At 56.5% G+C, this 25,006-nt stretch carries 25 protein-coding genes; 15 read left to right on the forward strand and 10 right to left on the reverse strand.

Features of this window, described 5'->3' with window-relative positions; translation table 11 throughout:
- The first annotated feature begins 62 nt into the window (after positions 1-62).
- Complete coding sequence (locus tag EAH74_RS05980) at positions 63-242, forward strand: PA3496 family putative envelope integrity protein (RefSeq protein WP_007898493.1); 180 nt, start codon at positions 63-65, stop codon at positions 240-242.
- 90 nt (positions 243-332) lie between these two features.
- Here EAH74_RS05980 and EAH74_RS05985 read toward each other — a convergent pair whose 3' ends face one another.
- Positions 333-959 (reverse strand): response regulator transcription factor, encoded by a 627-nt coding sequence (locus EAH74_RS05985; protein WP_008155570.1) that lies wholly within the window; start codon positions 957-959, stop codon positions 333-335.
- Between the two features lie 580 nt (positions 960-1,539).
- Between EAH74_RS05985 and EAH74_RS05990 the strand changes: the two genes are divergently transcribed.
- Entirely contained in the window at positions 1,540-2,172 is a 633-nt protein-coding gene (locus EAH74_RS05990) for a hypothetical protein (RefSeq protein WP_140676997.1), read from the forward strand.
- A 177-nt stretch (positions 2,173-2,349) separates the two neighbouring features.
- On the opposite strand, the gene EAH74_RS05995 is transcribed toward EAH74_RS05990, so the two are convergent.
- Both EAH74_RS05995 and EAH74_RS06000 read right to left on the reverse strand, forming a co-directional pair.
- A complete protein-coding gene (locus EAH74_RS05995; protein ID WP_007898502.1) occupies positions 2,350-3,567 on the reverse strand; it encodes an argininosuccinate synthase in 1,218 nt (405 codons plus the stop codon).
- A gap of 129 nt (positions 3,568-3,696) precedes the next feature.
- Entirely contained in the window at positions 3,697-4,605 is a 909-nt protein-coding gene (locus tag EAH74_RS06000) for a flagellar protein MotY (RefSeq protein ID WP_123368469.1), read from the reverse strand.
- A gap of 159 nt (positions 4,606-4,764) precedes the next feature.
- Here EAH74_RS06000 and pyrC point away from each other — a divergent pair, with 159 nt between their 5' ends.
- Positions 4,765-5,811, forward strand: coding sequence for a dihydroorotase (pyrC, locus tag EAH74_RS06005; protein ID WP_123368468.1), 1,047 nt, complete (start codon positions 4,765-4,767; stop codon positions 5,809-5,811).
- Positions 5,808-6,485, forward strand: a complete 678-nt coding sequence (gene rnt / locus EAH74_RS06010; RefSeq protein WP_123368467.1) for a ribonuclease T — start codon at positions 5,808-5,810, stop codon at positions 6,483-6,485. The genes pyrC and rnt overlap by 4 nt, the downstream gene beginning before the upstream one ends.
- A gap of 69 nt (positions 6,486-6,554) precedes the next feature.
- Here the strand turns inward: rnt and EAH74_RS06015 are convergent, their stop codons facing one another.
- On the reverse strand, positions 6,555-7,157 hold the full coding sequence (locus EAH74_RS06015; protein ID WP_064679479.1) for a peroxiredoxin: 603 nt from the start codon (positions 7,155-7,157) through the stop codon (positions 6,555-6,557).
- A 313-nt stretch (positions 7,158-7,470) separates the two neighbouring features.
- On the opposite strand from EAH74_RS06015, the gene EAH74_RS06020 reads away from it, so the two are divergent.
- Together EAH74_RS06020 and bfr are read left to right on the forward strand one after the other, a co-directional pair.
- Complete coding sequence (locus EAH74_RS06020) at positions 7,471-7,689, forward strand: bacterioferritin-associated ferredoxin (protein WP_123368466.1); 219 nt, start codon at positions 7,471-7,473, stop codon at positions 7,687-7,689.
- Positions 7,690-7,888: 199 nt separating this feature from the next.
- A complete protein-coding gene (gene bfr / locus EAH74_RS06025; protein WP_123368465.1) occupies positions 7,889-8,362 on the forward strand; it encodes a bacterioferritin in 474 nt (157 codons plus the stop codon).
- Positions 8,363-8,543: 181 nt separating this feature from the next.
- On the opposite strand, the gene grxD is transcribed toward bfr, so the two are convergent.
- The 3 genes from grxD to EAH74_RS06040 all read right to left on the reverse strand — a co-directional run bounded on the left by grxD (position 8,544) and on the right by EAH74_RS06040 (position 11,514).
- The gene (gene grxD / locus EAH74_RS06030; protein ID WP_007943565.1) at positions 8,544-8,885 is read right to left on the reverse strand and encodes a Grx4 family monothiol glutaredoxin; all 342 of its coding nucleotides are present in this window, start codon (positions 8,883-8,885) and stop codon (positions 8,544-8,546) included.
- 97 nt (positions 8,886-8,982) lie between these two features.
- The gene (locus tag EAH74_RS06035; protein ID WP_140676999.1) at positions 8,983-11,088 is read right to left on the reverse strand and encodes a molybdopterin oxidoreductase family protein; all 2,106 of its coding nucleotides are present in this window, start codon (positions 11,086-11,088) and stop codon (positions 8,983-8,985) included.
- Between the two features lie 135 nt (positions 11,089-11,223).
- On the reverse strand, positions 11,224-11,514 hold the full coding sequence (locus EAH74_RS06040) for a hypothetical protein (protein WP_140677001.1): 291 nt from the start codon (positions 11,512-11,514) through the stop codon (positions 11,224-11,226).
- 417 nt (positions 11,515-11,931) lie between these two features.
- Here EAH74_RS06040 and argF point away from each other — a divergent pair, with 417 nt between their 5' ends.
- Together argF and EAH74_RS06050 are read left to right on the forward strand one after the other, a co-directional pair.
- Positions 11,932-12,852 carry an ornithine carbamoyltransferase gene (argF, locus tag EAH74_RS06045; RefSeq protein WP_140677003.1) on the forward strand — a complete coding sequence of 307 codons (921 nt, stop codon included), beginning with the start codon at positions 11,932-11,934 and terminating at the stop codon, positions 12,850-12,852.
- Positions 12,849-13,958: an ABC transporter ATP-binding protein gene (locus tag EAH74_RS06050; protein WP_140677005.1), complete on the forward strand. Its 1,110-nt coding sequence runs from the start codon at positions 12,849-12,851 to the stop codon at positions 13,956-13,958. Before argF ends, EAH74_RS06050 begins: the two co-directional genes overlap by 4 nt.
- Positions 13,959-14,073: 115 nt before the next feature.
- On the opposite strand, the gene EAH74_RS06060 is transcribed toward EAH74_RS06050, so the two are convergent.
- Together EAH74_RS06060 and ybaK are read right to left on the reverse strand one after the other, a co-directional pair.
- The gene (locus EAH74_RS06060; RefSeq protein ID WP_140677007.1) at positions 14,074-14,856 is read right to left on the reverse strand and encodes a PhzF family phenazine biosynthesis protein; all 783 of its coding nucleotides are present in this window, start codon (positions 14,854-14,856) and stop codon (positions 14,074-14,076) included.
- A gap of 106 nt (positions 14,857-14,962) precedes the next feature.
- Positions 14,963-15,433: a Cys-tRNA(Pro) deacylase gene (gene ybaK, locus EAH74_RS06065; protein WP_007971306.1), complete on the reverse strand. Its 471-nt coding sequence runs from the start codon at positions 15,431-15,433 to the stop codon at positions 14,963-14,965.
- Positions 15,434-15,804: 371 nt separating this feature from the next.
- Between ybaK and EAH74_RS06070 the strand changes: the two genes are divergently transcribed.
- The 4 genes from EAH74_RS06070 (at position 15,805) to glpD (ending at position 20,872) form a co-directional block, all read left to right on the forward strand.
- The gene (locus EAH74_RS06070; protein ID WP_076028475.1) at positions 15,805-16,656 is read left to right on the forward strand and encodes an MIP/aquaporin family protein; all 852 of its coding nucleotides are present in this window, start codon (positions 15,805-15,807) and stop codon (positions 16,654-16,656) included.
- Between the two features lie 75 nt (positions 16,657-16,731).
- A complete protein-coding gene (gene glpK / locus EAH74_RS06075; RefSeq protein WP_123368459.1) occupies positions 16,732-18,237 on the forward strand; it encodes a glycerol kinase GlpK in 1,506 nt (501 codons plus the stop codon).
- Positions 18,238-18,332: 95 nt separating this feature from the next.
- Entirely contained in the window at positions 18,333-19,088 is a 756-nt protein-coding gene (locus EAH74_RS06080) for a DeoR/GlpR family transcriptional regulator (RefSeq protein WP_027922833.1), read from the forward strand.
- A gap of 245 nt (positions 19,089-19,333) precedes the next feature.
- A complete protein-coding gene (glpD, locus tag EAH74_RS06085; RefSeq protein WP_140677009.1) occupies positions 19,334-20,872 on the forward strand; it encodes a glycerol-3-phosphate dehydrogenase in 1,539 nt (512 codons plus the stop codon).
- 62 nt (positions 20,873-20,934) lie between these two features.
- Here glpD and EAH74_RS06090 read toward each other — a convergent pair whose 3' ends face one another.
- Positions 20,935-21,822, reverse strand: coding sequence for a LysR family transcriptional regulator (locus tag EAH74_RS06090; protein WP_140677287.1), 888 nt, complete (start codon positions 21,820-21,822; stop codon positions 20,935-20,937).
- 105 nt (positions 21,823-21,927) lie between these two features.
- On the opposite strand from EAH74_RS06090, the gene EAH74_RS06095 reads away from it, so the two are divergent.
- The 3 genes from EAH74_RS06095 (at position 21,928) to EAH74_RS06105 (ending at position 24,927) form a co-directional block, all read left to right on the forward strand.
- Positions 21,928-23,295 carry an MFS transporter gene (locus EAH74_RS06095; RefSeq protein WP_140677011.1) on the forward strand — a complete coding sequence of 456 codons (1,368 nt, stop codon included), beginning with the start codon at positions 21,928-21,930 and terminating at the stop codon, positions 23,293-23,295.
- On the forward strand, positions 23,276-23,686 hold the full coding sequence (locus tag EAH74_RS06100) for a DUF4440 domain-containing protein (protein ID WP_140677013.1): 411 nt from the start codon (positions 23,276-23,278) through the stop codon (positions 23,684-23,686). Before EAH74_RS06095 ends, EAH74_RS06100 begins: the two co-directional genes overlap by 20 nt.
- A 326-nt stretch (positions 23,687-24,012) precedes the next feature.
- On the forward strand, positions 24,013-24,927 hold the full coding sequence (locus EAH74_RS06105; protein WP_123368457.1) for a glutamate/aspartate ABC transporter substrate-binding protein: 915 nt from the start codon (positions 24,013-24,015) through the stop codon (positions 24,925-24,927).
- Positions 24,928-25,006 lie beyond the last annotated feature (79 nt).

The following is a 25,006-nucleotide window of genomic DNA, read 5'->3' on the forward strand; positions in this document are numbered from 1 at the left end:
TACCCGCCGGTAGATTATCGATATAAGGAGCGCCAAAGGCAGCCTTAGCCTGGAGTAACACTATGAGCACTGGCAAAGAGCAATTGGACGTAGAAGACGACTTCACCCCTGTTGAGGCTGATGATGCTGAACCGGTGGTTGAAGTGGCGAAGACCAACCTGAGCAAACGCCGCACCATCGACAATCTGCTGGAGGAGCGCCGACTGCAAAAGCAATTGGCCGATTACGATTTTGACCTATGACACCTAAAAGCCTCCCGAAACGGAGGCTTTTTACTAAGCGCCAACCACTGATCCCCCCCGTTCATCGCGCCTCATCAAACGCTGAGGCAGTCACACCAGACCATTGCGTTGAGCCAATTCGATCAGGTCGACCAGGGAGCGAGCATTGAGCTTCAACAACAGACGCGTCTTGTAAGTACTGACGGTCTTATTGCTGAGGAACATTCCGTCGGCAATCTCCTTGTTGGTCTTGCCTCGGGCCAATTGTTGCAAGACCATCATTTCCCGTCCCGACAGTCGATCCACCATATCGGCTTCACTGGCGTTCCCCAAACTGGAACGTACGGTATGCAAAGCTTGATTCGGAAAGTAACTATAGCCCGACAATACTGCCTTTATTGCACTGAGCAATTCAGTGAGATCCTGTTGTTTGCAAACATATCCTGCGGCACCGGATTGCATGCAACGCATAGAAAAATGCCCAGGCGCCTGGGAAGTTAATATCAGTACTTTCATGGGCATTGCTGTCGATGTCAGACGCGCAATGACTTCCAGCCCATCAAGTTTCGGTATTCCAATATCCAGGATGACAATATCCGGCATATGCTCACGGGCAAGTTGCAACGCATCCACGCCATTATCTGTCTCTGCAATGACTTCGTAGCCATGACGCTCCATTAGCATACGCACCGCAAGACGAATGACAGGGTGATCATCCACGATCAGCACTTTATTCATGGGCAAGTCCAATTTTCGCTGTTCGAATTTTTAGAGCCCGCACAATAGCCTAGTCGTTTCACCCATGGCATGCCGCCCCCCTCGGCCACCCGCACCGAGAGACATTCCCTACAGACATTAACGAATAGTCTTACAAAATTTCCAAAAATACCGGCAGGGTAAAATCTTTATCAACCTGAAAACATTTCAATGCTCCGCAGTTTTTTTGTTTCTATTTACAACCAGAAACCCAAAAAACAGAATTCGTCGCAAGCGTTAAAACGAACACCGACTATTGAGCTACCCTTAAAAGCAACTGATATTTACCACTTTAAATTTCACACCACAAACATCGCACATAAAGGAACAAGAAAAAAACCACACCAGGCAACACTTAAAAATACATTTAACGCAACATCACCTAAAACATCAAGAACAGAGATACTCAGCCCACACTTAATAACGCTACTATCATACTATTCAAACCCAACATTTAAAGGAGTACCACACAAACAAAAACACCAACCACTTAGTTATTAAAAGTTAAAACCAAAAAACACTAATCAATCGAGAAAAGACAATACTTCCATGAGCAGAAAACATGAACAAACAAAAGAACAAAATCATCAATCCCATGACAGTCATTGCGATATTTGCCGCTATTTCTGAAACATCGGCCGCCGTCTCGCTGCCCTTTCTCGACAACCAGGAGCGGGAGCTTTATGTCTGGTTTCTGATCAGTTTTCCTTTTTATTTGCTTTTTCTTTTCTTCGCCACACTCAACTTCAACTACCGGTCGCTGTACGCGCCATCCGATTACGGCAAGGGAAAGCATTTTGTAGAAGTGATGGACAACGCTGAACGCGGTCAGCGGCCCGAAAACCTGAAGGACCCTCCCACCCGGATCGATATTCAGACGGGCCTCTCGGCCCTACAGCACGTTTGCATGGCCAAGCAGCTAAAAAACCTGCACATCATCGATGCGCGCTGGTTAAACAAGAAAATGGAATTCGGTGCCTGGATTGAAAAAAACCGGCACCCACAGGGAAGTCCTGCACAAGTGATCGTATTTCTCACCTGTACCGATTCGGAGGCACTACTGAAGGAAAGCGCAAGCAAGCAATCAAAACAGGCAAAGAATCGCAGCGGACCAACGCTTTGCATTGCTTACAATTTGAATTCGCACGGTCTGACGATTCTTGATCACTCTTTTTACCTGACACGTAGCAGGTAACGCTTGAAGAGCATTCAGAGAGAGGAAACAGAAGGAAGGTATTACAGATACAAAAAGAGTGCTGATAACACGATGTCCGGCAGGAAAACTCCCCCCTATTCAGAAATTGTGGCCTTGTCACCGACAAGGCCACAACTCTCGTTCCACTAAGGTCGTTCTACTACCGCTTCAAAGGTCTCAGAAAAGCTTCCGGCCTTTGTTCGCCGCAATACGCATGCGCAACGCGTTGAGCTTGATGAAGCCCGCCGCGTCGGCCTGGTTGTAGGCGCCGCCATCTTCTTCGAAGGTCGCGATGTTGGCATCGAACAACGATTCGTCGGACTTGCGACCGGTGACGATCACGTTGCCCTTGTACAGCTTCAGGCGCACAACGCCGTTCACGTGGGCCTGGGACGCGTCGATCATCTGTTGCAGCATCAGGCGCTCAGGGCTCCACCAGTAACCGGTGTAGATCAGGCTGGCGTATTTAGGCATCAGCTCGTCTTTGAGGTGAGCCACTTCGCGGTCCAGGGTGATCGATTCGATCGCACGGTGGGCGCGCAGCATGATGGTGCCGCCTGGGGTTTCATAGCAGCCACGGGACTTCATACCCACGTAACGGTTCTCAACGATGTCGAGACGGCCGATGCCGTGTTCGCCACCGATACGGTTCAGGGTCGCCAGCACGGTAGCCGGGGTCATTTCGACGCCGTCCAGTGCAACGATGTCGCCGTTGCGGTAGGTCAGTTCCAGGTATTGCGCTTTATCTGGAGCCTTCTCCGGGGAGACGGTCCATTTCCACATGTCTTCTTCGTGCTCGGTCCAGGTGTCTTCCAGCACGCCGCCTTCATAGGAGATGTGCAGCAGGTTGGCATCCATCGAGTACGGGGATTTTTTCTTGCCATGACGCTCGATCGGGATGTTGTGCTTTTCAGCATAATCCATCAGCTTTTCACGGGAGAGCAGGTCCCATTCGCGCCACGGAGCAATCACTTTCACGCCTGGCTTCAAGGCGTAGGCGCCCAGCTCGAAACGAACCTGGTCGTTGCCCTTGCCGGTGGCACCATGGGAAATGGCGTCAGCGCCGGTTTCGTTGGCGATTTCGATCAAGCGCTTGGCGATCAACGGACGAGCGATGGAAGTACCCAGCAGGTACTCGCCTTCGTAAACGGTGTTGGCGCGGAACATCGGGAAAACGAAATCGCGCACGAATTCTTCGCGCAAGTCGTCGATGTAGATCTCTTTCACGCCCATGGCCTGTGCCTTGGCGCGTGCAGGTTCGACCTCTTCGCCCTGACCCAGGTCAGCGGTGAAGGTCACGACTTCACAGTTATAAGTATCCTGCAGCCACTTGAGGATCACCGAAGTGTCCAGGCCGCCGGAATACGCCAGAACGACCTTGTTTACGTCCGCCATGCCATCACTCCACGGGGTTCTACGGAAAGCCGTCAAGTCTACCGGTCATGCAGGATAATTTACAGAGGCGCGACAGCTTATGACGACGAAGCGACAGATTATGTCGAGTGAGCGACGATAACAGCGGGTTCAGGAGGTGGACGCGGCGCTCGCCGATGCAGTGGCCTGAGGGGCCGGCTTTTCAGTGGGCGCAACGCGCGCAAGGTGCACATTGACCCGACGGTTCTTCGCCCGGTTGGCGGAATTGGTATTGGGCGCCAATGGATAACGCTCGCCGTGAAAGCGCACGGTGATCTGCGATTCCTGAATGCCGTTGGCCTTGAAGAACTCCATGACGGCCAGGGCCCGACGCCGCGACAAATCACGATTGGTCAGGCGGTTGCCGCTGTTATCGGAGTGGCCATCGAGCTCGATGTGGTTGACCGTCGGATCAGCCTTCATGAACTCCAGCATCACTTGTAATTGCGCCTTGGCCTGCGCGTCGAGATCGATACCTTCGCCGGGGAAGCCGATCTGCGATTGCTTGACCTGCTCGAAATTCTTCGGCAGCAGCTTCGCCACGCAGCCCTGATAGTCGTTAAATGCCTTGCTGAACTTGACTGGCAACAGACGCACTTCCGACACCCGGCCATCGCCCGAGTAATGTCGAACGACCGGACTGCGGCCATCCATCAGGCCACTGATCAAGCGGCCAGCCTGAACTTGCGAACTGTTGAACAACACATTGCCGCTGCCGATTCGCACAGAACCGAGGTTGATGTCGCCACGCCCCGGTTGCCAGGGTGCAGCCGCCGCCAGCAAGGTGGCGGAACCGCCGCCGATCATCGAGTTATAGGCCTTCAGACGGAACGTCGCTTGCTCACCAGCGCGACGCACGAATTCGCCCGAACCAAAATCGGTGATCGGTTGAGTCAGGCGGCACTCGAACTTGTCTCCTTCGACCGTCCACTCGATGCTCTCCAGACGGGTCTGGAAAGTAAGCGCCATCGCAGGAAGGCTGGCAAACACGCTGAGCAAGGCTAAATAACGCTGGCGCACGGGAGGCTCCACTGGCTTCTACAACAAAAAGACCGACACACAGATGTTTACGGCATACCTGTTGGATATCGGAAGCTTCCTGCAAAACTTGATAGCGAGTGCCTGGAAGAGTCTTTTCCGGTAGCATTCCCCTCAGTTTGACCCGCCTGGAATCCCCTCATGTCCGACCGCCTGACCCTGCTGCGTCCCGACGACTGGCATATTCATCTTCGCGATGGTGCTGTGTTGCCCAATACAGTCGCGGATGTCGCGCGCACCTTTGGTCGCGCCATCATCATGCCCAACCTGGTACCTCCGGTGCGGAACACCGCTGAAGCCGACGGCTATCGCCAGCGGATTCTCGCTGCACGCCCGGCTGGCAGCCGCTTCGAACCGTTGATGGTGCTGTACCTGACCGACCGCACCCAGCCCGAAGAAATTCGCGAGGCCAAGGCCTGCGGCTTCATTCACGCCGCCAAGCTGTACCCGGCCGGCGCGACCACCAACTCGGACTCTGGTGTCACCAGCATCGACAAGATTTTCCCTGCACTTGAGGCCATGGCCGAAGTCGGGATGCCCTTGCTGGTTCACGGTGAAGTCACCCGTGGCGATGTCGACGTGTTCGATCGCGAAAAATTCTTTATCGATGAGCACATGCGTCGTGTGGTCGAGCGCTTCCCGAGCCTCAAAGTGGTGTTCGAACACATCACTACCGCCGACGCCGTGCAGTTCGTCAACGAGGCTTCGGCCAATGTTGGCGCTACCATCACCGCGCATCACCTGCTGTACAACCGCAACCACATGCTGGTGGGCGGGATTCGGCCGCACTTCTATTGCCTGCCGATTCTCAAGCGCAACACCCACCAGGAAGCCCTGCTCGACGCCGCCACCAGCGGCAGCGACAAGTTCTTCCTCGGCACCGACTCGGCGCCCCATGCCCAGCACGCCAAAGAAGCCGCTTGCGGCTGTGCCGGTTGCTACACGGCTTATGCAGCGATCGAGATGTATGCCGAAGCCTTCGAACAGCGCAACGCGCTGGACAAGCTCGAAGCCTTCGCCAGCCTGAACGGCCCTCGTTTCTACGGCCTGCCGGTGAACACCGATCGCATCACCCTGGTCCGCGAAGAGTGGACCGCCCCAACCAGCCTGCCATTTGGCGAGCTGACCGTAATCCCGCTGCGCGCCGGTGAAAAACTGCGCTGGCGCCTGCTGGAGGAACACGCGTGAGTGAAGACCATTTCGACGACGAACAGGACGGTCAAGGCGGCGGAGGTGGTTCGCGCCACCCGATGGCTGAGCGCTTCCGTGGATACCTGCCAGTCGTTGTCGACGTTGAAACCGGTGGTTTCAACTCTGCCACTGACGCCTTGCTGGAAATTGCCGCAACCACCATTGGCATGGACGAAAAAGGGTTTGTGTACGCCGACCACACCTACTTCTTTCGCGTAGAGCCTTTTGAAGGCGCGAACATCGAAGCGGCCGCTCTGGAATTTACCGGGATCAAACTCGATCACCCGCTGCGCATGGCAGTGAGCGAAGAAGCAGCGCTGACCGACATCTTCCGCGGCATCCGCAAGGCACTGAAAGCCAATGGCTGCAAACGGGCAATTCTGGTCGGGCACAACAGCAGCTTCGATCTGGGTTTCCTCAACGCCGCTGTCGCGCGTCTGGACATGAAGCGCAACCCGTTTCATCCGTTCTCGAGCTTCGATACTGCGACCCTGGCCGGTCTGGCTTACGGCCAAACGGTACTGGCCAAGGCCTGTCAGGCCGCCGATATCGACTTCGACGGTCGTGAGGCCCACTCGGCTCGCTACGACACCGAGAAGACGGCCGAGCTGTTCTGCGGCATCGTCAATCGCTGGAAACAAATGGGCGGCTGGGAAGACTACAACGACTGATCGTTGGGTTTATCCCACCCATAAAAAAACCGGCCTCAACGGCCGGTTTTTTTATGCCTCAAACGTGCCTTACAGCGCAGCAGCGTTCTCGGTCAGGTAAGCCGCGACGCCTTCGGTCGAAGCGGTCATGCCTTTGTCGCCTTTTTTCCAGTTGGCAGGGCAAACTTCGCCGTGCTCTTCGTGGAATTGCAGAGCGTCAACCAGACGGATCAGCTCTTCAATGTTACGGCCCAGCGGCAGGTCGTTGATGATCTGCGAGCGGACAACGCCTTTGTCGTCGATCAGGAACGCGCCACGGAAAGCCACACCGCCTTCGGACTCAACGTCGTAGGCCTTGGCGATTTCGTGTTTCAGGTCGGCAGCCATGGTGTAGCGAACTTCGCCGATACCACCATTGTTGACCGGAGTGTTGCGCCAGGCGTTGTGGGTGAAGTGCGAGTCGATCGAAACGGCGATCACTTCAACGTTGCGTGCCTTGAAGTCAGACATGCGGTTGTCCAGAGCGATCAGCTCGGACGGGCAAACGAAGGTGAAGTCCAGTGGGTAGAAGAACACCAGGCCGTATTTGCCTTTGATGGCCGACGACAGGGTGAAGCTGTCTACGATTTCGCCATTGCCGAGTACGGCCGGTACGGTGAAGTCAGGGGCTTGTTTGCCTACGAGTACGCTCATTGGATATCTCCTGGTGTAATAACGTGAAGAACCGGGCTCGCATCAGCCTGCCACCGTCAAGCGACAGCCCTGTGACACGAACCCCTTCGCAAGGACCGACCATCATACACGGCGTTTTTGAGCTGTCCTCAACGGTTTTTCGCAGGCGGGTTAAAAATGCCGCCGCCACGGTTACTGGCAGATTGCCCTGGTGAAACCGTTCGTCAGTCACGCCCGCTTATAACGCGAAGCTTTCAGAAAGCACTTTGACAATCATTCTCGTTAACATTAAGATCCATCGCAATTGAGTCACAACCAGCGACGGTTTTCACTTATGTATGTCTGCCTCTGCACTGGCGTCACCGACGGTCAAATCCGCGAAGCAATCTATGAAGGTTGCTGCAGCTATAAGGACGTCCGTCAGGCCACCGGCGTTGCCAGCCAATGCGGTAAATGCGCCTGCCTTGCCAAGGAAGTGGTCCGCGAAACCCTGACTAAACTGCAATCGGCCCAGGCTGCAATTCCCTATCCTGTAGAGTTTACTGCCGCGTAACTACCGTATTTCAAAGAACCGGACTTGATGTCCGGTTTTTTTATACCTGAAAATCAACCGCTTACGCTCTAGACGCGGAACACAAACATTCTTATTCCGATTAATTTTCATTTAAGTTTCAATAACTTAGGTTTGACACTCTTAATTACGCGGCTCAAACTCGGCCTCATAGACAGCTAATAAAGGGCAGGACCCCATCATGAAAGGCGACATTACAGTCATCCAGCATCTCAACAAGATCCTTGCCAATGAACTGGTCGCGATCAATCAATACTTCCTGCATGCACGCATGTACGAAGATTGGGGCTTGAACAAGCTTGGCAAGCACGAATACCACGAATCCATCGACGAGATGAAGCACGCGGACAAGCTGATCAAGCGCATCCTGTTCCTTGAAGGCCTGCCGAACGTCCAGGACCTGGGCAAGCTGCAGATCGGCGAACACACCAAGGAAATGCTTGAGTGCGACCTGCGTATCGAACGCACCGGTCATGCGGATCTCAAAGTGGCTATCGCTCATTGCGAAACCGTTGGCGACTTTGGTAGCCGTGAACTGCTTGAAGATATTCTTGAATCCGAAGAAGAACATATCGACTGGCTGGAAACCCAACTGGGTCTGATCGATAAAGTCGGTCTTGAGAACTATCTGCAATCGCAGATGGGCGAAGAGTAGGAGCTGTGTAAGAGCTGTCGAGTGCAACGAGGCTGCGATCTTGGCGATGGCAGCGGCGACATCGACATAACTTATCAAGCGCAATAAAAAGCCCCGCTCCTCTTTCGAGGGCGGGGCTTTTTAGTTGCTGAGATCAAGAGATCGCAGCCTCGTTTCACTCGACAGCTCCTACAGGAGCGAATCAGGCTTCGGTCTTGTTGGCAGCAGCAGCTTCGACAGCAGCCTTGATGGTGGTTTGCAGCGAACCGTCTGCAGCCATCTCGGTCATGATGTCGCTACCGCCGACCAGCTCACCGCCAACCCACAGTTGCGGGAAGGTTGGCCAGTTGGCGTATTTTGGCAGGTTGGCGCGGATTTCCGGGTTCTGCAGGATGTCCACGTAAGCAAATTTTTCACCACACGCCATCACGGCCTGCGCGGCTTTCGCGGAGAAGCCGCATTGCGGGGCATTCGGCGAGCCTTTCATGTAAAGCAGAATGGTGTTGTTAGCAATCTGCTCTTTAATCGTTTCGATGATATCCATGGAGCACCTCGGCTGAACTTTCCGACTCAGGGGTCGGCACGGTGGCGCATTGTAACGGAAACCCGAGCACCCTGCTCGGTCTCCCCGACAGACTTGATCAAGCCGCCGCCACGGTCACTGGCACACCGTTCAACACTGCATTGCCCGACAACTCATCGAGCTGACACTCGTCGGTCAAGTCATTGGCGCTGGAACCCGGCTGACCACTGGCAATGGTCATCTGCACGCCCGGTCGCGCATGGCCCCAACCGTGCGGAAGGCTGACCACGCCTTTCATCATATCCAGACTACCGAGCACTTCAACTTCAATCACACCGACCCGCGAACTGACCCGCACTCGCTGCCCGTCGTTGAGCCCACGGCTGGCCAGGTCATCCGGGTGCATCAGCAATTGATGGCGCGGTTTGCCCTTCACCAGACGATGATAGTTGTGCATCCACGAGTTGTTGCTGCGCACATGACGGCGGCCGATCATCAACAACTCATCGGCCGCTGGTGCTTGCAAGGCTGCAAAACGCGCCAGGTCGGCAAGGATCGCTGGCGGCGCAGCCTGGACGCGCTGGTTGGCGGTTTTCAGGCGTGGCGCCAGGTTGGATTTCAGCGCCCCGAGATCGACACCATGCGGGTGATCGAACAAGGTCGCCAGCGACAATTTCTGTTCCGAAGCATCGCCATACAACCCCATCCGCAAGCCACGGTCGATCATCTGCGCTGGTGGGATCGTCGGTTTCAGCTCCTTGCCGGTCTTCGCAGCAAAGGCCTTGGCCAGCCCTACGAAGATTTCCCAGTCATGCAACGCACCTTCAGGCTTGGCCAGGATCGCGCGATTGAACCGGCTGACGTTACGCACCGCAAACATATTGAAAGTCGTGTCGTAATGATCGTTTTCCAGGGCCGATGTGGACGGTAGGATCAGGTCGGCATAACGCGTGGTTTCATTGATGTACAGGTCGATGCTGACCATGAACTCCAACCCATCCAGCGCCTGTTCCAGTTGTCGGCCATTGGGCGTCGACAGCACCGGATTACCCGCCACGGTAATCAGCGCGCGGACCTGCCCTTCCCCTTCGGTAAGCATCTCTTCGGCCAGTGCCGAGACCGGCAGTTCTCCACCATATTCAGGACGCCCGGAGACCCGGCTCTGCCACAGATTGAAATGCCCACCGGAGGTGGACGCCACCAGGTCCACCGCAGGTTCGGTGCACAACGCCCCTCCAACGCGATCAAGATTACCGGTGACCAGATTGATCAGTTGCACAACCCAATGACACAAGGTGCCGAACGCCTGGGTCGAGACACCCATGCGGCCGTAACAGACCGCTGTCGGCGCCGCCGCAAAGTCCCGCGCCAGTTGGCGGATCTGTTCGGCGGGCACCGCGCACAGTGGGCTCATGGCCTCGGCGGTGAAATTCGCGACCGCCTCCCGCACCTCATTCAGACCGTCCACCGGCAAATGACTGTCGCGGGTCAGACCTTCAGCGAACAAGGTATTGAGCAGTCCGAACAACAACGCGGCATCGCCACCGGGGCGCACGAATAGATGCTGGTCGGCAATCGCCGCGGTTTCGCTGCGGCGCGGATCGACCACCACCACTTTGCCGCCGCGGGCCTGAATCGCCTTCAAGCGCTTCTCCACATCCGGCACGGTCATGATGCTGCCGTTGGAGGCCAGCGGATTGCCGCCGAGGATCAGCATGAAATCGGTGTGATCGATGTCCGGGATCGGCAACAGCAAACCGTGGCCGTACATCAAATGGCTGGTCAGGTGATGGGGCAACTGGTCGACTGAGGTCGCGGAAAACCGGTTGCGGGTTTTCAACAGGCCGAGAAAGTAATTGCTGTGGGTCATCAACCCATAGTTGTGCACGCTGGGGTTGCCTTGATAGACCGCCACCGAGTTCTGTCCGTGACGCTCCTGAATCGCCGCCAGACGTTCGGCTACAAGGTTGAAGGCGTCTTCCCACTCGATGGGTTGCCATTCACTGCCGACACGTAGCATCGGCTGACGCAAACGATCCGGATCGCTCTGAATATCTTGCAGGGCGACGGCCTTGGGGCAGATGTGCCCGCGGCTGAATGTATCCTGAGCGTCCCCCTTGATCGAAGTGATCTGCACCGCGCCTTCGACCTCGGTGGTTTCGATGGTCAGGCCGCAAATGGCTTCACACAGGTGGCACGCACGGTGATGGAGAGTCTTGGTCATGGCCAGTCTCTGTCTTGTTCTGGGCGGGCAATATCGGCCGCGGGAACAAAACTATGGCGCCAGACCCACGACTGCGCCAGCGACGTTCGTCTTGTGAATTGGCGACCATCAGGCCAGCCGATGACCGTTGGGGGATCAGTTCGGCGGCGGTCTCGGCGGCGCCTGCAACTGGATCTCCTGGATGGTTTCGATCTGCTCTTGAGCGAGATGAACACCGGTGAGTTCGCCGATCAGCCGCCAGTGTTCGTCGAGCCCGGTGCTGATGGTTGCCATGCGGTCGATCATTCGCCGGCCGGCGGCCTTGGTCACTTCGTCTTCACTGCGCATCAACTCGAAGGACATCGAGGTCATGGACGCGGTGAGGTGGGTTAGCGAGCGAGCCGTGAGGCCGAGTAATTCCATTAACTGTCGTTCTTTCGATTCCATTCCGAAGGCTTCCTGCGTCGTTCGTGCGTTAGTTATAACCCGCCACTTTGCTTTAGCAAATGTTTCAGACCAGACACATCCCTCAATCCTGCGTACAAATGTTTCGAATGACAGGTCAGAAACCGACCGTTGCTACGCCTTCCCCGCCCCGTTTGATTGCAAAGCCCCGTGACCCCAGTGTACAAATGACGGGCTGCTGTCAGGAAACAGGCTTCAAAAGCGCTACTGCGGTCATCCCGTAGCCCCTCTGAAATCCCCTAAAAACCGTAGCCCTATTGGTAAGACGCGACATTTAATTATAAGATCGCGCCTTCCCCTATTTCGTCGCCCCGTGCGGCTTACGCCGCAGGTCTCGCCCGTTTTTCAGTTAAACAAGGCTTTGAGTATCTGCGGTCTGTTGCAAAAAGGTAGTCAATGATGAGCGCAAGGCACTTTCTCTCCCTGATGGATTGCACGCCCGAAGAGCTGGTCAGCGTGATCCGTCGAGGCGTTGAGCTCAAAGACCTGCGTAACCGCGGCGTACTGTTCGAGCCTCTGAAAAACCGCGTGCTCGGGATGATTTTCGAGAAGTCCTCGACCCGCACCCGTATTTCGTTCGAAGCCGGCATGATCCAGCTCGGTGGCCAGGCGATCTTCCTGTCGCCGCGCGACACCCAACTGGGCCGTGGCGAGCCGATCGGCGACTGCGCGATCGTCATGTCGAGCATGCTCGACGCCGTGATGATCCGTACCTTTGCCCACAGCACCCTGACCGAATTCGCCGCCAACTCCCGCGTGCCCGTGATCAACGGCCTGTCCGATGACCTGCACCCGTGCCAGTTGCTGGCCGACATGCAGACGTTCCTCGAACACCGCGGTTCGATCCAGGGCAAAACGGTGGCCTGGATCGGCGACGGCAACAACATGTGCAACAGCTATATAGAAGCGGCGATCCAGTTCGACTTCCAGTTGCGCATCGCTTGCCCGGAAGGCTTTGAACCCAACCCTGAATTCGTGGCCAAGGCCGGTGATCGGGTCACCATCGTCCGCGATCCGAAGGATGCCGTACGCGGCGCCCACCTGGTCAGCACCGACGTCTGGACCTCCATGGGCCAGGAAGAGGAAACCGCCAAGCGCCTGAAACTGTTCGCGCCGTTCCAGGTCAACCGCGCCCTGCTCGACCTGGCGGCACCGGACGTGCTGTTCATGCACTGCCTGCCGGCCCACCGTGGCGAAGAGATCAGCGTCGACTTGCTCGATGACCAGCGCTCCGTCGCGTGGGATCAAGCCGAAAACCGTCTTCACGCACAAAAGGCCTTGCTCGAGTTTCTCGTCGAACCGGCGTACCACCACGCATGAGCCATCCATTACTGCTGAACCTGCGCAACCTCGCCTGCGGCTATCAAGACCAGCGCGTCGTGCAGAACCTCAACCTGCATTTGAATGCCGGCGACATCGGGTGCCTGCTGGGCTCTTCGGGTTGCGGCAAAACCACCACGCTGCGGGCGATTGCCGGTTTCGAACCGGTACACGAAGGTGAAATCCAGTTGGCGGGCGAGACGATCTCCCGCGCCGGCTTCACCCTCGCTCCGGAGAAACGCCGGATCGGCATGGTGTTCCAGGATTACGCACTGTTTCCGCATTTGAGCGTGGCCGAGAACATCGCCTTCGGGATCCGCAAGCATCCGCAAAAGGATCGCGTCACCGAAGAATTGCTGGAACTGGTCAATCTGAAAAACCTCGGCAAGCGCTTCCCGCATGAGCTGTCCGGAGGTCAACAGCAGCGCGTCGCACTGGCCCGTGCCCTGGCGCCGGAACCGCAATTGCTGCTGCTCGACGAACCCTTTTCCAACCTTGATGGCGAGCTGCGACGCAAGCTCAGCCATGAGGTGCGCGATATCCTCAAGGCCCGTGGTACCAGCGCGATTCTGGTGACCCATGACCAGGAAGAAGCCTTCGCGGTGAGCGATCATGTGGGGGTTTTCAAGGAAGGTCGTCTGGAGCAGTGGGATACGCCCTACAACCTGTATCACGAACCGCTGACGCCCTATGTGGCCAGTTTCATAGGCCAGGGTTATTTCATTCGCGGTCAGTTGAGCAGCCCCGAATCAGTGCAGACCGAACTGGGTGAGTTACGCGGTAATCGTGCGTACACCTGGCCGGTTGGCGGTGCGGTGGATGTATTGCTGCGTCCGGACGATATCGTTTATGCACCGGACAGCACGTTGAAGGCCCGGATTATCGGCAAGTCTTTCCAGGGTGCGTCCACCTTGTATCGCTTGCAGTTACCGACCGGCGCGCAGCTGGAGTCAATTTTCCCGAGCCATGCCGATCATCAGGTGGGAGCAGAGGTCGGCATTCGTGTCGCGGCTGAACACCTGGTGCTGTTTCAGGCGTCGGGCAGTACGGCGGCGCAGATTCCGACAGTAGAGTCCGGTGTTCGGCGCTACAGCACTGCTAGCTGATACACACGGATAAATGTGGGAGCGAGCCTGCTCGCGAAGGCGGTGTATCAGTCGACACCCTCGTTAACTGACACGCAGCCTTCGCGAGCAGGCTCGCTCCCACAATAGGTTTCGGTTAACCCAGCATTAGCGTTCCGCTTGCAACGAGCGTCGCATTCCCGCCGATTTTCACCCGATCCCGTTCCAGCCGACAGAACAACTCCCCGCCTCGAGCCGAATGCTGATAAGCCGTCAGGCTCGACTTGCCCAAACGTTTCGACCAGTACGGAATCAGGCTGCAATGGGTGGAACCGGTCACCGGGTCTTCGTTGATGCCGATCGCCGGCGCGAAGTAGCGGGAAACAAAATCATGCTTGTTGCCCCTGGCCGTGACAATTGCCCCCGGCCACGGCAGTTTCGCCAGTGCCGCCATGTCCGGCTGACATTCGAGCACCGCCTGCTCGGATTCCAGCACCACGAACAACTCGTTCGACCCCAGCACATCAACCGCTTCCACACCCAGCGCGCGCTCGACATCCAGGGTCACGCCCACTTCCGACGGAATGAGCGCCGGAAAATCCAGCCACAAGCGCTCACCCTCACGGCTCACGCTCAGCGGGCCGGACTTACAGATGAAGTCCAGCCGCTCGACCGGTTCTTTATAGATTTCAAACAGAACGTAAGCGCTGGCCAGGGTCGCATGACCGCACAACGGCACTTCGGTGGCCGGGGTAAACCAGCGGATGTGCCAGCCCTGCCCTTCGCGCACCACGAAAGCGGTTTCGGCGAGGTTGTGCTCGGCGGCGATCTTCTGCATCAACTCATCGGCAAGCCAGGCATCGAGGCGATAGACCATCGCCGGGTTGCCACTGAACGGCCGATCACTGAACGCATCGACCTGATGAAACTCAAGCTGCATAACCTTCTCCCTTTGTCAGGCCACCGAGCATGAAGCTGCCGACAACGCGGCACCAGTGACAGAGCCCGTCAATTTGCACCATACAGCGCCGGGCTGATAGTCCGCGTCAGGCACGGCCGATATCAGCGAACTTTGCCTGGGTATGTTCGGCCAGCACCGCGGGTGCCAATTCGACTTCCAGCCCTCGCCGCCCCGCACTGACAAAAATGCTGGCGAAGGGCTGAGCTGAATTATCGATAAAGGTGCGCAAGCGCTTTTTCTGTCCCAGCGGACTGATGCCGCCCAAGAGGTAACCGGTGGATCGCTGCGCAGCGGCAGGATCGGCCATTTCGACTTTTTTCACACCCGCAGCATGCGCCAGGCCCTTTAAGTCCAGACTTCCGACGACCGGCACCACGGCCACCAGCAATTCACCTTTCTCGCTGGCCGCCAGCAAGGTCTTGAACACCTGCGCCGGATCCAGCCCCAGCTTCTCCGCGGCCTCCAGCCCATAGGACGCTGCCTTCGGATCATGTTCGTAACTGTGCACGCGATGTTCGGCACGAACTTTTTTCAACAAATCCAATGCGGGGGTCATGACAGCTCCAGACTGGGCGACAGTAGAAAAATACTGCGCTGGATTCTAGGTCATTGATCAATAAAAGGCTCTATTGCGGCGCTATTTCAAAGGCTTGGCGACGCCTTATGCCGTTCGTCCACCTTCGGCCTGCCGCGTGAACGATGCGGTCATTCATGTGACTAATAGTTCGATTGTGACTGATGGTTCACTTTCGACCTTTGACATCAGCGTTTCTTGTCTATATTTTTTCGAATCTGAATACTGTACGAATGTTCCTATCGCAGCACCCAGCAGTAGGCCGAGAACAGGATGGGGATCCTGCCTCGGTGAAAATCGCGCTTTTGACCATGATGCAAAAGCGCCAGACAACAACAAAAACGAGGTTTTCAATGACAACTGCTTTACAACAACCGTCGCTCTCAAGCCAATGCATGGCAGAATTCCTGGGCACCGCGCTGCTGATCTTTTTTGGTACAGGCTGTGTTGCCGCGCTCAAGGTCGCGGGTGCCAGCTTCGGCCTTTGGGAAATCAGCATCATCTGGGGGATCGGCGTGAGCATGGCGATCTACCTGACCGCCGGGGTTTCCGGGGCTCATCTCAATCCCGCCGTCAGCATTGCCCTGAGCATTTTCGCTGACTTCGAAAAGCGCAAACTGCCTTTCTATATTCTCGCCCAGATCGCTGGGGCCTTCTGTGGAGCGTTGTTGGTTTACACGCTGTACAGCAATTTATTCTTCGATTACGAACAAACTCACCATATGGTTCGTGGTACTCAGGCCAGCCTTGAATTGGCATCGGTGTTTTCCACCTTCCCCAACCCGGTCTTGTCCACGGCACAAGCCTTTCTGGTTGAAGTGATCATCACCGCCATCCTGATGGGCGTGATCATGTCCCTGACTGACGACAACAATGGCTTGCCAAAGGGGCCGCTCGCTCCGCTGCTGATCGGCCTGCTGATTGCCGTGATTGGGAGCTCGATGGGTCCGCTGACCGGTTTTGCGATGAACCCCGCGCGCGACTTCGGTCCTAAACTGATGACTTTCTTCGCTGGCTGGGGTGAAATTTCCTTCACCGGCGGGCGCGATATCCCGTATTTCCTGATTCCGATTTTTGCACCGATTGTCGGTGCCTGCCTCGGTGCTGCAGCTTATCGCGGGCTGATTGCCCGTCATCTGCCCAGCGCCCTACCTGCTACAAAGGACGCAGCACCGGCCATTGACGGCAAACCAAGAACTTCTTGATACCGTTGGCGTGTGATCCTGCCCCTAAGATCGCTCGCCGGACCTCACTCCCTTTTTTCGTCCAAGGCAATCGACATGACCGACACTCAGAATAAGAACTACATCATTGCCCTCGATCAGGGTACGACCAGCTCCCGCGCGATCATTTTCGACCGCGACGCGAACGTGGTTTGCACCGCCCAGCGCGAATTCGCACAGCATTACCCGCAAGCCGGCTGGGTTGAACATGACCCGATGGAAATCTTCGCCACTCAGAGCGCCGTGATGGTCGAGGCCCTGGCTCAAGCCGGCCTGCATCACGACCAGGTCGCCGCCATCGGCATCACCAACCAGCGCGAAACCACCGTGGTCTGGGACAAGACCACCGGCCGCCCGATCTACAACGCGATCGTCTGGCAGTGCCGCCGCAGCACCGAGATCTGCCAGCAACTCAAGCGCGACGGTCACGAGCAATACATCAGCGACACCACCGGCTTGGTCACCGACCCGTACTTCTCCGGCACCAAGCTCAAATGGATCCTCGACAACGTCGAAGGCAGCCGCGAACGTGCGCGCAATGGCGAACTGTTGTTCGGCACCATCGACAGCTGGCTGATCTGGAAATTTACCGGCGGCAAGGTGCACGTCACCGACTACACCAACGCCTCGCGCACCATGCTCTTCAACATCCACACACTGGAGTGGGACGCGAAGATGCTGGAGGTGCTGGATATTCCGCGCGAGATGCTGCCGGAAGTTAAATCCTCGTCCGAAATCTACGGCCACACCAAAAGCGGCATCGCCATCGGCGGCATCGCGGGTGACCAGCAAGCGGCCCTGTTCGGCCAGATGTGCGTCGAACCAGGCCAGGCGAAAAACACCTACGGCACCGGCTGCTTCCTGCTGATGAACACCGGCGACAAAGCGGTGAAATCCAAGCACGGCATGTTGACCACCATCGCTTGCGGCCCTCGCGGCGAAGTGGCTTACGCGCTGGAAGGTGCCGTGTTCAACGGTGGTTCCACCGTTCAATGGCTGCGTGATGAACTGAAAATCATCAACGACGCCCACGACACCGAATACTTCGCCAACAAGGTCAAGGACAGCAACGGCGTGTACCTGGTACCCGCCTTCACCGGTCTGGGCGCTCCGTACTGGGACCCGTATGCCCGTGGCGCACTGTTCGGTTTGACTCGCGGCGTACGCGTGGATCACATCATTCGTGCAGCCCTGGAGTCGATTGCCTACCAGACCCGCGACGTTCTCGACGCCATGCAACAGGACTCCGGCGAACGCTTGAAATCCCTGCGTGTAGACGGCGGCGCAGTCGCGAACAACTTCCTGATGCAGTTCCAGGCCGACATCCTCGGCACTCAGGTCGAACGTCCGCAAATGCGCGAAACCACCGCACTGGGCGCGGCTTACCTGGCCGGTCTGGCGTGTGGCTTCTGGGGCAGCCTGGACGAGTTGCGTGGCAAGGCTGTGATCGAGCGCGAATTCGAACCGACCCTGGACGAAACCGCGAAGGAAAAGCTCTACGCCGGCTGGAAAAAAGCCGTCAGCCGCACCCGCGACTGGGAACCGCATGAAGGCGCTGAATAAGCCAAGCTGAGTACTCGTATCTGTATGTAACTGGTAGGGAGCAGATTCCTGCGGCATCATGGGCAAATTTTGCACGGCAGCCCAAAGGAAGCCCCATGAATCTGCCTCCCCGTCAGCAGCAAATCCTCGAACTGGTCCGCGAACGCGGCTATGTCAGCATCGAGGAAATGGCTACGCTGTTCGTCGTTACACCGCAAACCATCCGCCGCGATATCAATCAGCTCGCGGAAGCTAATTTGTTGCGTCGCTACCACGGCGGCGCAGCTTACGATTCCAGCGTCGAAAACACCGCCTATGCCATGCGTGCGGATCAGATGCGCGATGAAAAGCAGCGTATCGGTGAAGCCATTGCGGCTCAGATCCCGGATCACGCCTCGCTGTTCATCAATATCGGTACCACCACCGAATCCATCGCCCGGGCGTTGCTCAATCACAATCACCTGAAGATCATCACCAACAACCTGCATGTAGCCTCGATGCTCAGCGCCAAGGACGACTTCGACGTTCTGCTGACCGGTGGCAATGTGCGGCGTGACGGTGGCGTGGTCGGTCAGGCCAGTGTCGACTTCATTAACCAGTTCAAGGTTGATTTCGCCTTGGTCGGCATCAGCGGTATCGATGAAGACGGTAGCCTGCTGGACTTCGACTATCAGGAAGTTCGGGTGTCCCAGGCGATCATCGCCAATGCCCGAAAGGTCATCCTCGCGGCGGACTCCAGCAAATTCGGGCGCAACGCCATGATTCGTCTGGGGCCGATCAGTTTGATTGATTGCCTGGTGACCGATCAGCAACCTGTGCCGGCGTTGGCGCAGTTGTTGAGTCAGCACAAGATTCGGCTCGAAGTCGTTTAAGGCTTTCAGCCTCTAAAGATCGCAGCCTTCGGCAGCTCCTGCAGGTTCACTCACCCCTGTAGGAGCTGCCGAAGGCTGCGATCTTTTGCTTTTAATGTTCGAAAATTTTCCTTTCACGGCCCTTCGATCAGTATTTTCAATCGAAGTTAACTGGCTGTGGGCGACTTTATGGGCTACCATTTTCGCAAATGAACATTAATGTTCGAAATCCAATACCGAAAATCATAAAAGCCCGAGGCCAGCCGATGCCCACTTCTACCTTGCCTACGCCCCCTCTCGCTGAGATCTACGATATCGCCGTCATCGGTGGCGGGATCAACGGCGCGGGGATCGCAGCGGATGCCGCCGGTCGCGGTCTTTCGGTGTTTCTTTGCGAAAAGGACGACCTGGCCAGCCACACCTCGTCAGCCAGTAGCAAGCTGATCCACGGTGGCCTGCGCTACCTTGAACATTACGAATTCCGCTTGGTGCGCGAAGCCCTGGCCGAACGCGAAGTGCTGCTGGCCAACGCCCCGCACATCGTCAAGCAGATGCGCTTCGTGCTGCCGCACCGTCCGCACCTGCGTCCGGCCTGGATGATCCGCGCCGGTCTGTTCCTTTATGACCACCTCGGCAAGCGGGAAAAACTCGAAGGCTCCAAAAGCGTGAAGTTCGGCCCGGACAGCCCGCTGAAAAGCGAAATCACCAAAGGCTTCGAATACTCCGATTGCTGGGTAGACGATGCTCGTCTGGTGGTGCTGAACGCCATGGCCGCCCGCGAAAAAGGCGCCCACGTTCACACCCAGACTCGCTGCGTCAGCGCCCGTCGCACCAAGGGAATGTGGCATCTGCATCTGGAACGCGCCGATGGCAGTCTGTTTTCGATCCGCGCCAAGGCGTTGGTGAACGCTGCCGGTCCATGGGTCGCCAAGTTCATTCGTGACGACCTGAAGATGGAATCGCCGTACGGCATCCGCCTGATTCAGGGCAGCCACCTGATCGTTCCAAAACTGTACGAAGGCGAACACGCGCACATTCTGCAAAACGAAGATCAGCGCATCGTGTTCACCATTCCGTACCTGAACCACTTCACCCTGATCGGCACCACCGACCGCGAGTACACCGGCGATCCGGCTGCAGTTGCGATCACTGAAGGCGAAACCGATTACCTGTTGAAAGTGGTCAACTCCCATTTCAAGAAACGCATCAGCCGCGACGATATCCTGCACAGCTATTCCGGTGTTCGCCCACTGTGCAACGACGAATCCGACAACCCGTCGGCCGTCACCCGTGACTACACCCTGGCGCTGTCGGGCACTGGCGAAGAAGCGCCACTGTTGTCGGTATTCGGCGGCAAGCTGACCACCTACCGCAAACTGGCCGAGTCGGCACTGGCGCAACTGGCTCCTTACTTCAAGCACATCAAGCCAAGCTGGACCGCCAGCGCTACCCTGCCGGGCGGTGAAGACATGACCACCCCGCAAGCCTTGTGCGCCTTGATCCGTGACAAGTTCGACTGGGTGCCGACCGAAATCGCCCGCCGCTGGGCCACCACCTACGGCAGCCGCACCTGGCGCATGCTGGAAGGCGTGCAGAATCTCGGCGATATGGGCGAACACATCGGCGGCGGGCTCTACACCCGTGAAGTCGATTACCTGTGCAGCGAAGAATGGGCAACCACCGCGCACGACATCCTGTGGCGCCGCAGCAAGCTGGGGCTGTTCACCACCCCGGATGAGCAGCAGAAATTGGCGGATTACCTGAGCAAGGTCGAGCAGAACCGCAGCAAGATCGAAGCGGCCTGATCGGGAATCCGGTTAAACCAAAGCCCCTGAATCTCACGATTCAGGGGCTTTTTTGTGGGAACTTACTGCGCCAGATGCAGCAATAGGAAATCGATGAACGCCCTCGATTTGTGGGGCAAATGCGGGCTGTTGGGAAACACCACGCTGACGGACTGCGAGGGCAGCGAATAGTCGGGCAACAACCGGATCAGCCGCTCGCTGGCGATGTCGTCCTTGACCACCCAGGCGGGCAGCACCGAGACGCCTAGCGACGACAACGTCATGGAACGGATGGCCGTGGAAGAATTGGATTCAAACTGATTGATCCCGTTGATCTCGACAGCCCCCAATTGCGGATGGCGCAACGACCACTGGGTCGGTGCCTGCAGGTTGCTGTTGGCGATCCACGGCACCGAATTCAGGTCCTGAGGATTCTGCACCGGGTGACGTGCAAGAAACGTCTCGGTAGCCACCAGGACAATTTCATAATCCGCCAGTTTACGGCTCTTGAAAGCCGAGTCCGCCAAGTTGCCTAAACGGATAACCAGGTCTAACTTTTCCGCCACCAGATCATTGAGTGACGAATTGAAGTTATAACAGAGTTTTATTTCCGGATAGCGCTCTATAAATTGCGGTATCAACGGAAGAATATAGGCCTCGCCGTATTCACTGGTGGAACTGAAGCGCAACTTGCCGGACACCCGATTATGCCCTTTTAATACATTATCGAAGGCATTATCGATGTCCGCGACAATACCTTTGAATTCTTCATAAAAGTCCTGACCGATTTCGGTGAGGGATATATTTCGGGTATTTCGAATCAACAACGTCGCTGACAGCACGTCCTCCAGCGCCTTGACATGCAGGCTGGCCATGGCTTTGCTGATGCTCAGGTAATTGGCAGCCTTGGTGTAAGAACCAAAATCGACCACGGCCAGGAATGTCTGGACCCGATTAAGATGAGTGTGCATAGCAATATGGTTCACTGTTAAATCCCGTCAAACATTGTTTCAAGGATAGTCGTATCGACAGTTCAAGTCCACCGCCCCTATGCTTTGCGACAAAGGGGAAACAACATGACCTATCGCTACAAAGTTGCGCTGATATTTCTGATCGGTTTTTTTATAGACTGCATTAACATCTTTATGTCGGCGGTCGCATTACCGAGTATATCGGCGGCGCTACACGTTAGTACTTCAGACGTTGCCTGGGTGGCTAACGCTAATATTCTCGGGCTGACGCTGATTATCCCGGTCAGCACCTGGCTGGCCGGTCGTTTTGGCAGCCGGGAAATCCTCACCGCCTCGATGATCGTGTTCACAGGCTCCGTGTGGATGAGTGGGCTGGCCAACAGTTTCAACGAACTGGTGATCTGGCGCTTCGTCCAGGGGGTTGGCGGCGGACTGTTGATTCCTGTCGGCCAGGCGCTGACGTTCAACCTGTTCAAGGGCGAGCAGCGGGCGAAAATATCCACATTGGTCATGGCCGTTGCCCTGATAGCGCCCGCCATTTCACCAACCATCGGCGGTGTCATCGTCGACAGCAGCTCCTGGCGCTGGGTGTTCTACAGCAACATCCCGTTTTCGCTGATCGCGGCATTGCTGTCCTGGTTCTGGATCAACGAAGCGCGCCCGACGAGTTTGCCCAGGCCCGACATCAAGGGCTTGCTACTGGTCAGCGCGGCGCTCGGCAGCCTGCTGATGGGCATGTCGTTGTATGGCGGCGACGCTCCGGCATGGGTAGCCGCCCTCTTCGTCATGGCCGGCGTTGCTTTCGTCGTGCTGTACGGGCTGCACTACCGCACGTGCAAAAACCCGATCATTGAACTGAGCCTGCTCAAAAGCAAAAAACTCAGCACCTCCATCTTTATCTATTACGCGATTCCCGGTGTGTTCACGGGGGTCAACTTGATGAGCATCTTTTTCCTGCAAAACACCCTGCACTTCAGCGCCCGACTGACAGGGATGTTCATGATCCTGTACGCCATCGGCGCGTTCATCGCGATGCTGATCTGTGGCCGGGTCTATAACCGGATGGGCGCGAAGCGGCTGTTTGCCCTCGGCATGCTCTTGCACAGCGCCGGCATCGCCACCCTGTTACTGGTGAACGATCCCTCAGACTTTTTGGTGATTGTCATCGCCTACAGCTTGATGGGGATCGGCGGCGGCATCGGTGCCAACACAGCACAAACCACGTCGCTGATGGACTTCGAGGGTAATGACACCCACAAGGCCAGCGTCATCTGGAACATCAACCGACAGATGTCATTCAGCATCGGTGCCGCCCTCTTCCTGATGGTTTTCAACCTGCTCTTGAAGCATTTCGATACCACCCAGGCCTACCACGTGACCTTTGCAATCGCCGCGCTGGTGGGCCTGTTCCCACTCTTTCAACTGAGTCAGTTGAACACTCAAAAGGACTGTCATGCACAACAAAATAGTTGAACAGGCGCACCACAGCATTCATCACGTTCACGAGCTGATACACACCCTGTTCACCGACGCAAACGGTAAGGGGCAGGCGGCGCTTGAACCGCTGATGTCGGCCTTTGCCGAGCACTTCACCATGGTCACCACCTCGGCCGCCATTGTCAGCCGGGCGACGGTCGAACAGATGTTCAAAGGTGCAGTCGGCGCCAAGCCAGGCCTGGAGATCGTCATCAGCGACCTGCAGACGGTCTGGCAGGAAGGCAACAGCGTGGCGATCCGCTACAAGGAAACCCATCGTCTAAACCAAAGCGAGAGCTCACGGGTTTCGGTGGCAATCATTGGCATCCATCACCACAACGCCCAGTGGATTTACCTGCATGAAACGCCGCTAAGCCAGGGAGGCTGATTGTCATATGAACGGCATGATCACTGGCTCTTCTATTATCTGGCCGAAAGGACGTTAGCGACCCCAAACACCATTCGGTTTTCCGAACGCGACCTGTCAGTCGATTCGGTTACCCGGATTCTCCAACGTCAAAAACTGCGCCATAAATATTTAATCACCTTATAAATCAATAAGTTGATCTGTTCAGCCTGGCCTGGCACGAGTCATGCTCTACACTCTTGGACGAATGTCCGCTGAGCCAACCCTTCAGGAGCCGGCAAGCATTCGAAGCACAAAAAAGGGCCGATGAACTGGCTCCATATAAAAACAATGTCGAGGAAAATTTGATGCGCATCGTTCCCCATCTCCTGGGCGCAGCCATTGCTGCCGCTCTGATCAGCACTCCAGTTTTCGCCGCCGAACTCACCGGCACCCTGAAGAAGATCAAAGAGTCCGGCGTTATCACCCTCGGGCATCGTGACGCTTCCATTCCGTTTTCCTACATCGCGGACGCTTCCGGCAAACCGGTTGGCTACTCCCACGATATCCAGCTGAAAATCGTCGAAGCCATCAAGAAAGACCTGGACATGCCCAACCTCCAGGTCAAATACAACCTCGTGACTTCGCAAACCCGTATCCCGCTGGTGCAGAACGGCACCGTGGACGTCGAGTGCGGCTCCACCACCAACAACGTCGAGCGTCAGCAGCAAGTTGACTTCTCCGTCGGCATTTTCGAAATCGGCACCAAGCTGCTGTCCAAGAAAGATTCGCCTTACAAAGACTTCCCGGACCTGAAAGGCAAGAACGTCGTGACCACCGCCGGCACCACGTCCGAGCGCATCCTCAAGTCGATGAACGCCGACAAGCAGATGGGCATGAACGTTATCTCCGCCAAAGACCACGGCGAATCCTTCAACATGCTGGAAAGCGGCCGCGCCGTTGCTTTCATGATGGACGACGCCTTGCTGGCAGGTGAAATGGCCAAGGCCAAGAAGCCAACCGATTGGGCCGTGACCGGTACTGCACAGTCCTACGAAATCTACGGCTGCATGGTCCGCAAGGGCGACGCGCCGTTCAAGAAGGCCGTGGATGACGCGATCGTTGCGACCTACAAGTCCGGCGAAATCAACAAGATCTACGAAAAATGGTTCATGCAGCCAATCCCGCCAAAAAACCTGAACCTGATGTTCCCTATGAGCGACGAGCTCAAGGCCCTGATCGCCAATCCAACCGATAAAGCGGCTGACGACAAGAAATCCTGATTTCTGACTAACCTTATCTCCTGACAGGGCTCTGCCCTTTCAGGGGATAGTCACTCCCTGCTGGCATTTTTGGAAACAC

This window comes from Pseudomonas mandelii (genome assembly GCF_006438925.1).
GTDB classification, from domain to species: domain Bacteria; phylum Pseudomonadota; class Gammaproteobacteria; order Pseudomonadales; family Pseudomonadaceae; genus Aquipseudomonas; species Aquipseudomonas mandelii_C.

Coding starts and splice junctions, on each gene's coding strand:
- glpD (WP_140677009.1), top strand. CDS start 19,334: ATGCCCACTTCTACCTTGCCTACGCCCCCTCTCGCTGAGATCTACGAT.
- EAH74_RS06105 (WP_123368457.1), top strand. CDS start 24,013: ATGCGCATCGTTCCCCATCTCCTGGGCGCAGCCATTGCTGCCGCTCTG.
- grxD (WP_007943565.1), bottom strand. CDS start 8,885: ATGGATATCATCGAAACGATTAAAGAGCAGATTGCTAACAACACCATT.
- EAH74_RS05990 (WP_140676997.1), top strand. CDS start 1,540: ATGAACAAACAAAAGAACAAAATCATCAATCCCATGACAGTCATTGCG.
- EAH74_RS05995 (WP_007898502.1), bottom strand. CDS start 3,567: ATGGCGGACGTAAACAAGGTCGTTCTGGCGTATTCCGGCGGCCTGGAC.
- EAH74_RS06100 (WP_140677013.1), top strand. CDS start 23,276: ATGCACAACAAAATAGTTGAACAGGCGCACCACAGCATTCATCACGTT.
- EAH74_RS06070 (WP_076028475.1), top strand. CDS start 15,805: ATGACAACTGCTTTACAACAACCGTCGCTCTCAAGCCAATGCATGGCA.
- EAH74_RS06060 (WP_140677007.1), bottom strand. CDS start 14,856: ATGCAGCTTGAGTTTCATCAGGTCGATGCGTTCAGTGATCGGCCGTTC.
- EAH74_RS06020 (WP_123368466.1), top strand. CDS start 7,471: ATGTATGTCTGCCTCTGCACTGGCGTCACCGACGGTCAAATCCGCGAA.
- EAH74_RS06090 (WP_140677287.1), bottom strand. CDS start 21,822: ATGCACACTCATCTTAATCGGGTCCAGACATTCCTGGCCGTGGTCGAT.
- ybaK (WP_007971306.1), bottom strand. CDS start 15,433: ATGACCCCCGCATTGGATTTGTTGAAAAAAGTTCGTGCCGAACATCGC.
- bfr (WP_123368465.1), top strand. CDS start 7,889: ATGAAAGGCGACATTACAGTCATCCAGCATCTCAACAAGATCCTTGCC.
- pyrC (WP_123368468.1), top strand. CDS start 4,765: ATGTCCGACCGCCTGACCCTGCTGCGTCCCGACGACTGGCATATTCAT.
- EAH74_RS06035 (WP_140676999.1), bottom strand. CDS start 11,088: ATGACCAAGACTCTCCATCACCGTGCGTGCCACCTGTGTGAAGCCATT.
- EAH74_RS06095 (WP_140677011.1), top strand. CDS start 21,928: ATGACCTATCGCTACAAAGTTGCGCTGATATTTCTGATCGGTTTTTTT.
- EAH74_RS06015 (WP_064679479.1), bottom strand. CDS start 7,157: ATGAGCGTACTCGTAGGCAAACAAGCCCCTGACTTCACCGTACCGGCC.
- EAH74_RS06080 (WP_027922833.1), top strand. CDS start 18,333: ATGAATCTGCCTCCCCGTCAGCAGCAAATCCTCGAACTGGTCCGCGAA.
- EAH74_RS06050 (WP_140677005.1), top strand. CDS start 12,849: ATGAGCCATCCATTACTGCTGAACCTGCGCAACCTCGCCTGCGGCTAT.
- EAH74_RS06040 (WP_140677001.1), bottom strand. CDS start 11,514: ATGGAATCGAAAGAACGACAGTTAATGGAATTACTCGGCCTCACGGCT.
- EAH74_RS05985 (WP_008155570.1), bottom strand. CDS start 959: ATGAATAAAGTGCTGATCGTGGATGATCACCCTGTCATTCGTCTTGCG.
- EAH74_RS05980 (WP_007898493.1), top strand. CDS start 63: ATGAGCACTGGCAAAGAGCAATTGGACGTAGAAGACGACTTCACCCCT.
- argF (WP_140677003.1), top strand. CDS start 11,932: ATGAGCGCAAGGCACTTTCTCTCCCTGATGGATTGCACGCCCGAAGAG.
- glpK (WP_123368459.1), top strand. CDS start 16,732: ATGACCGACACTCAGAATAAGAACTACATCATTGCCCTCGATCAGGGT.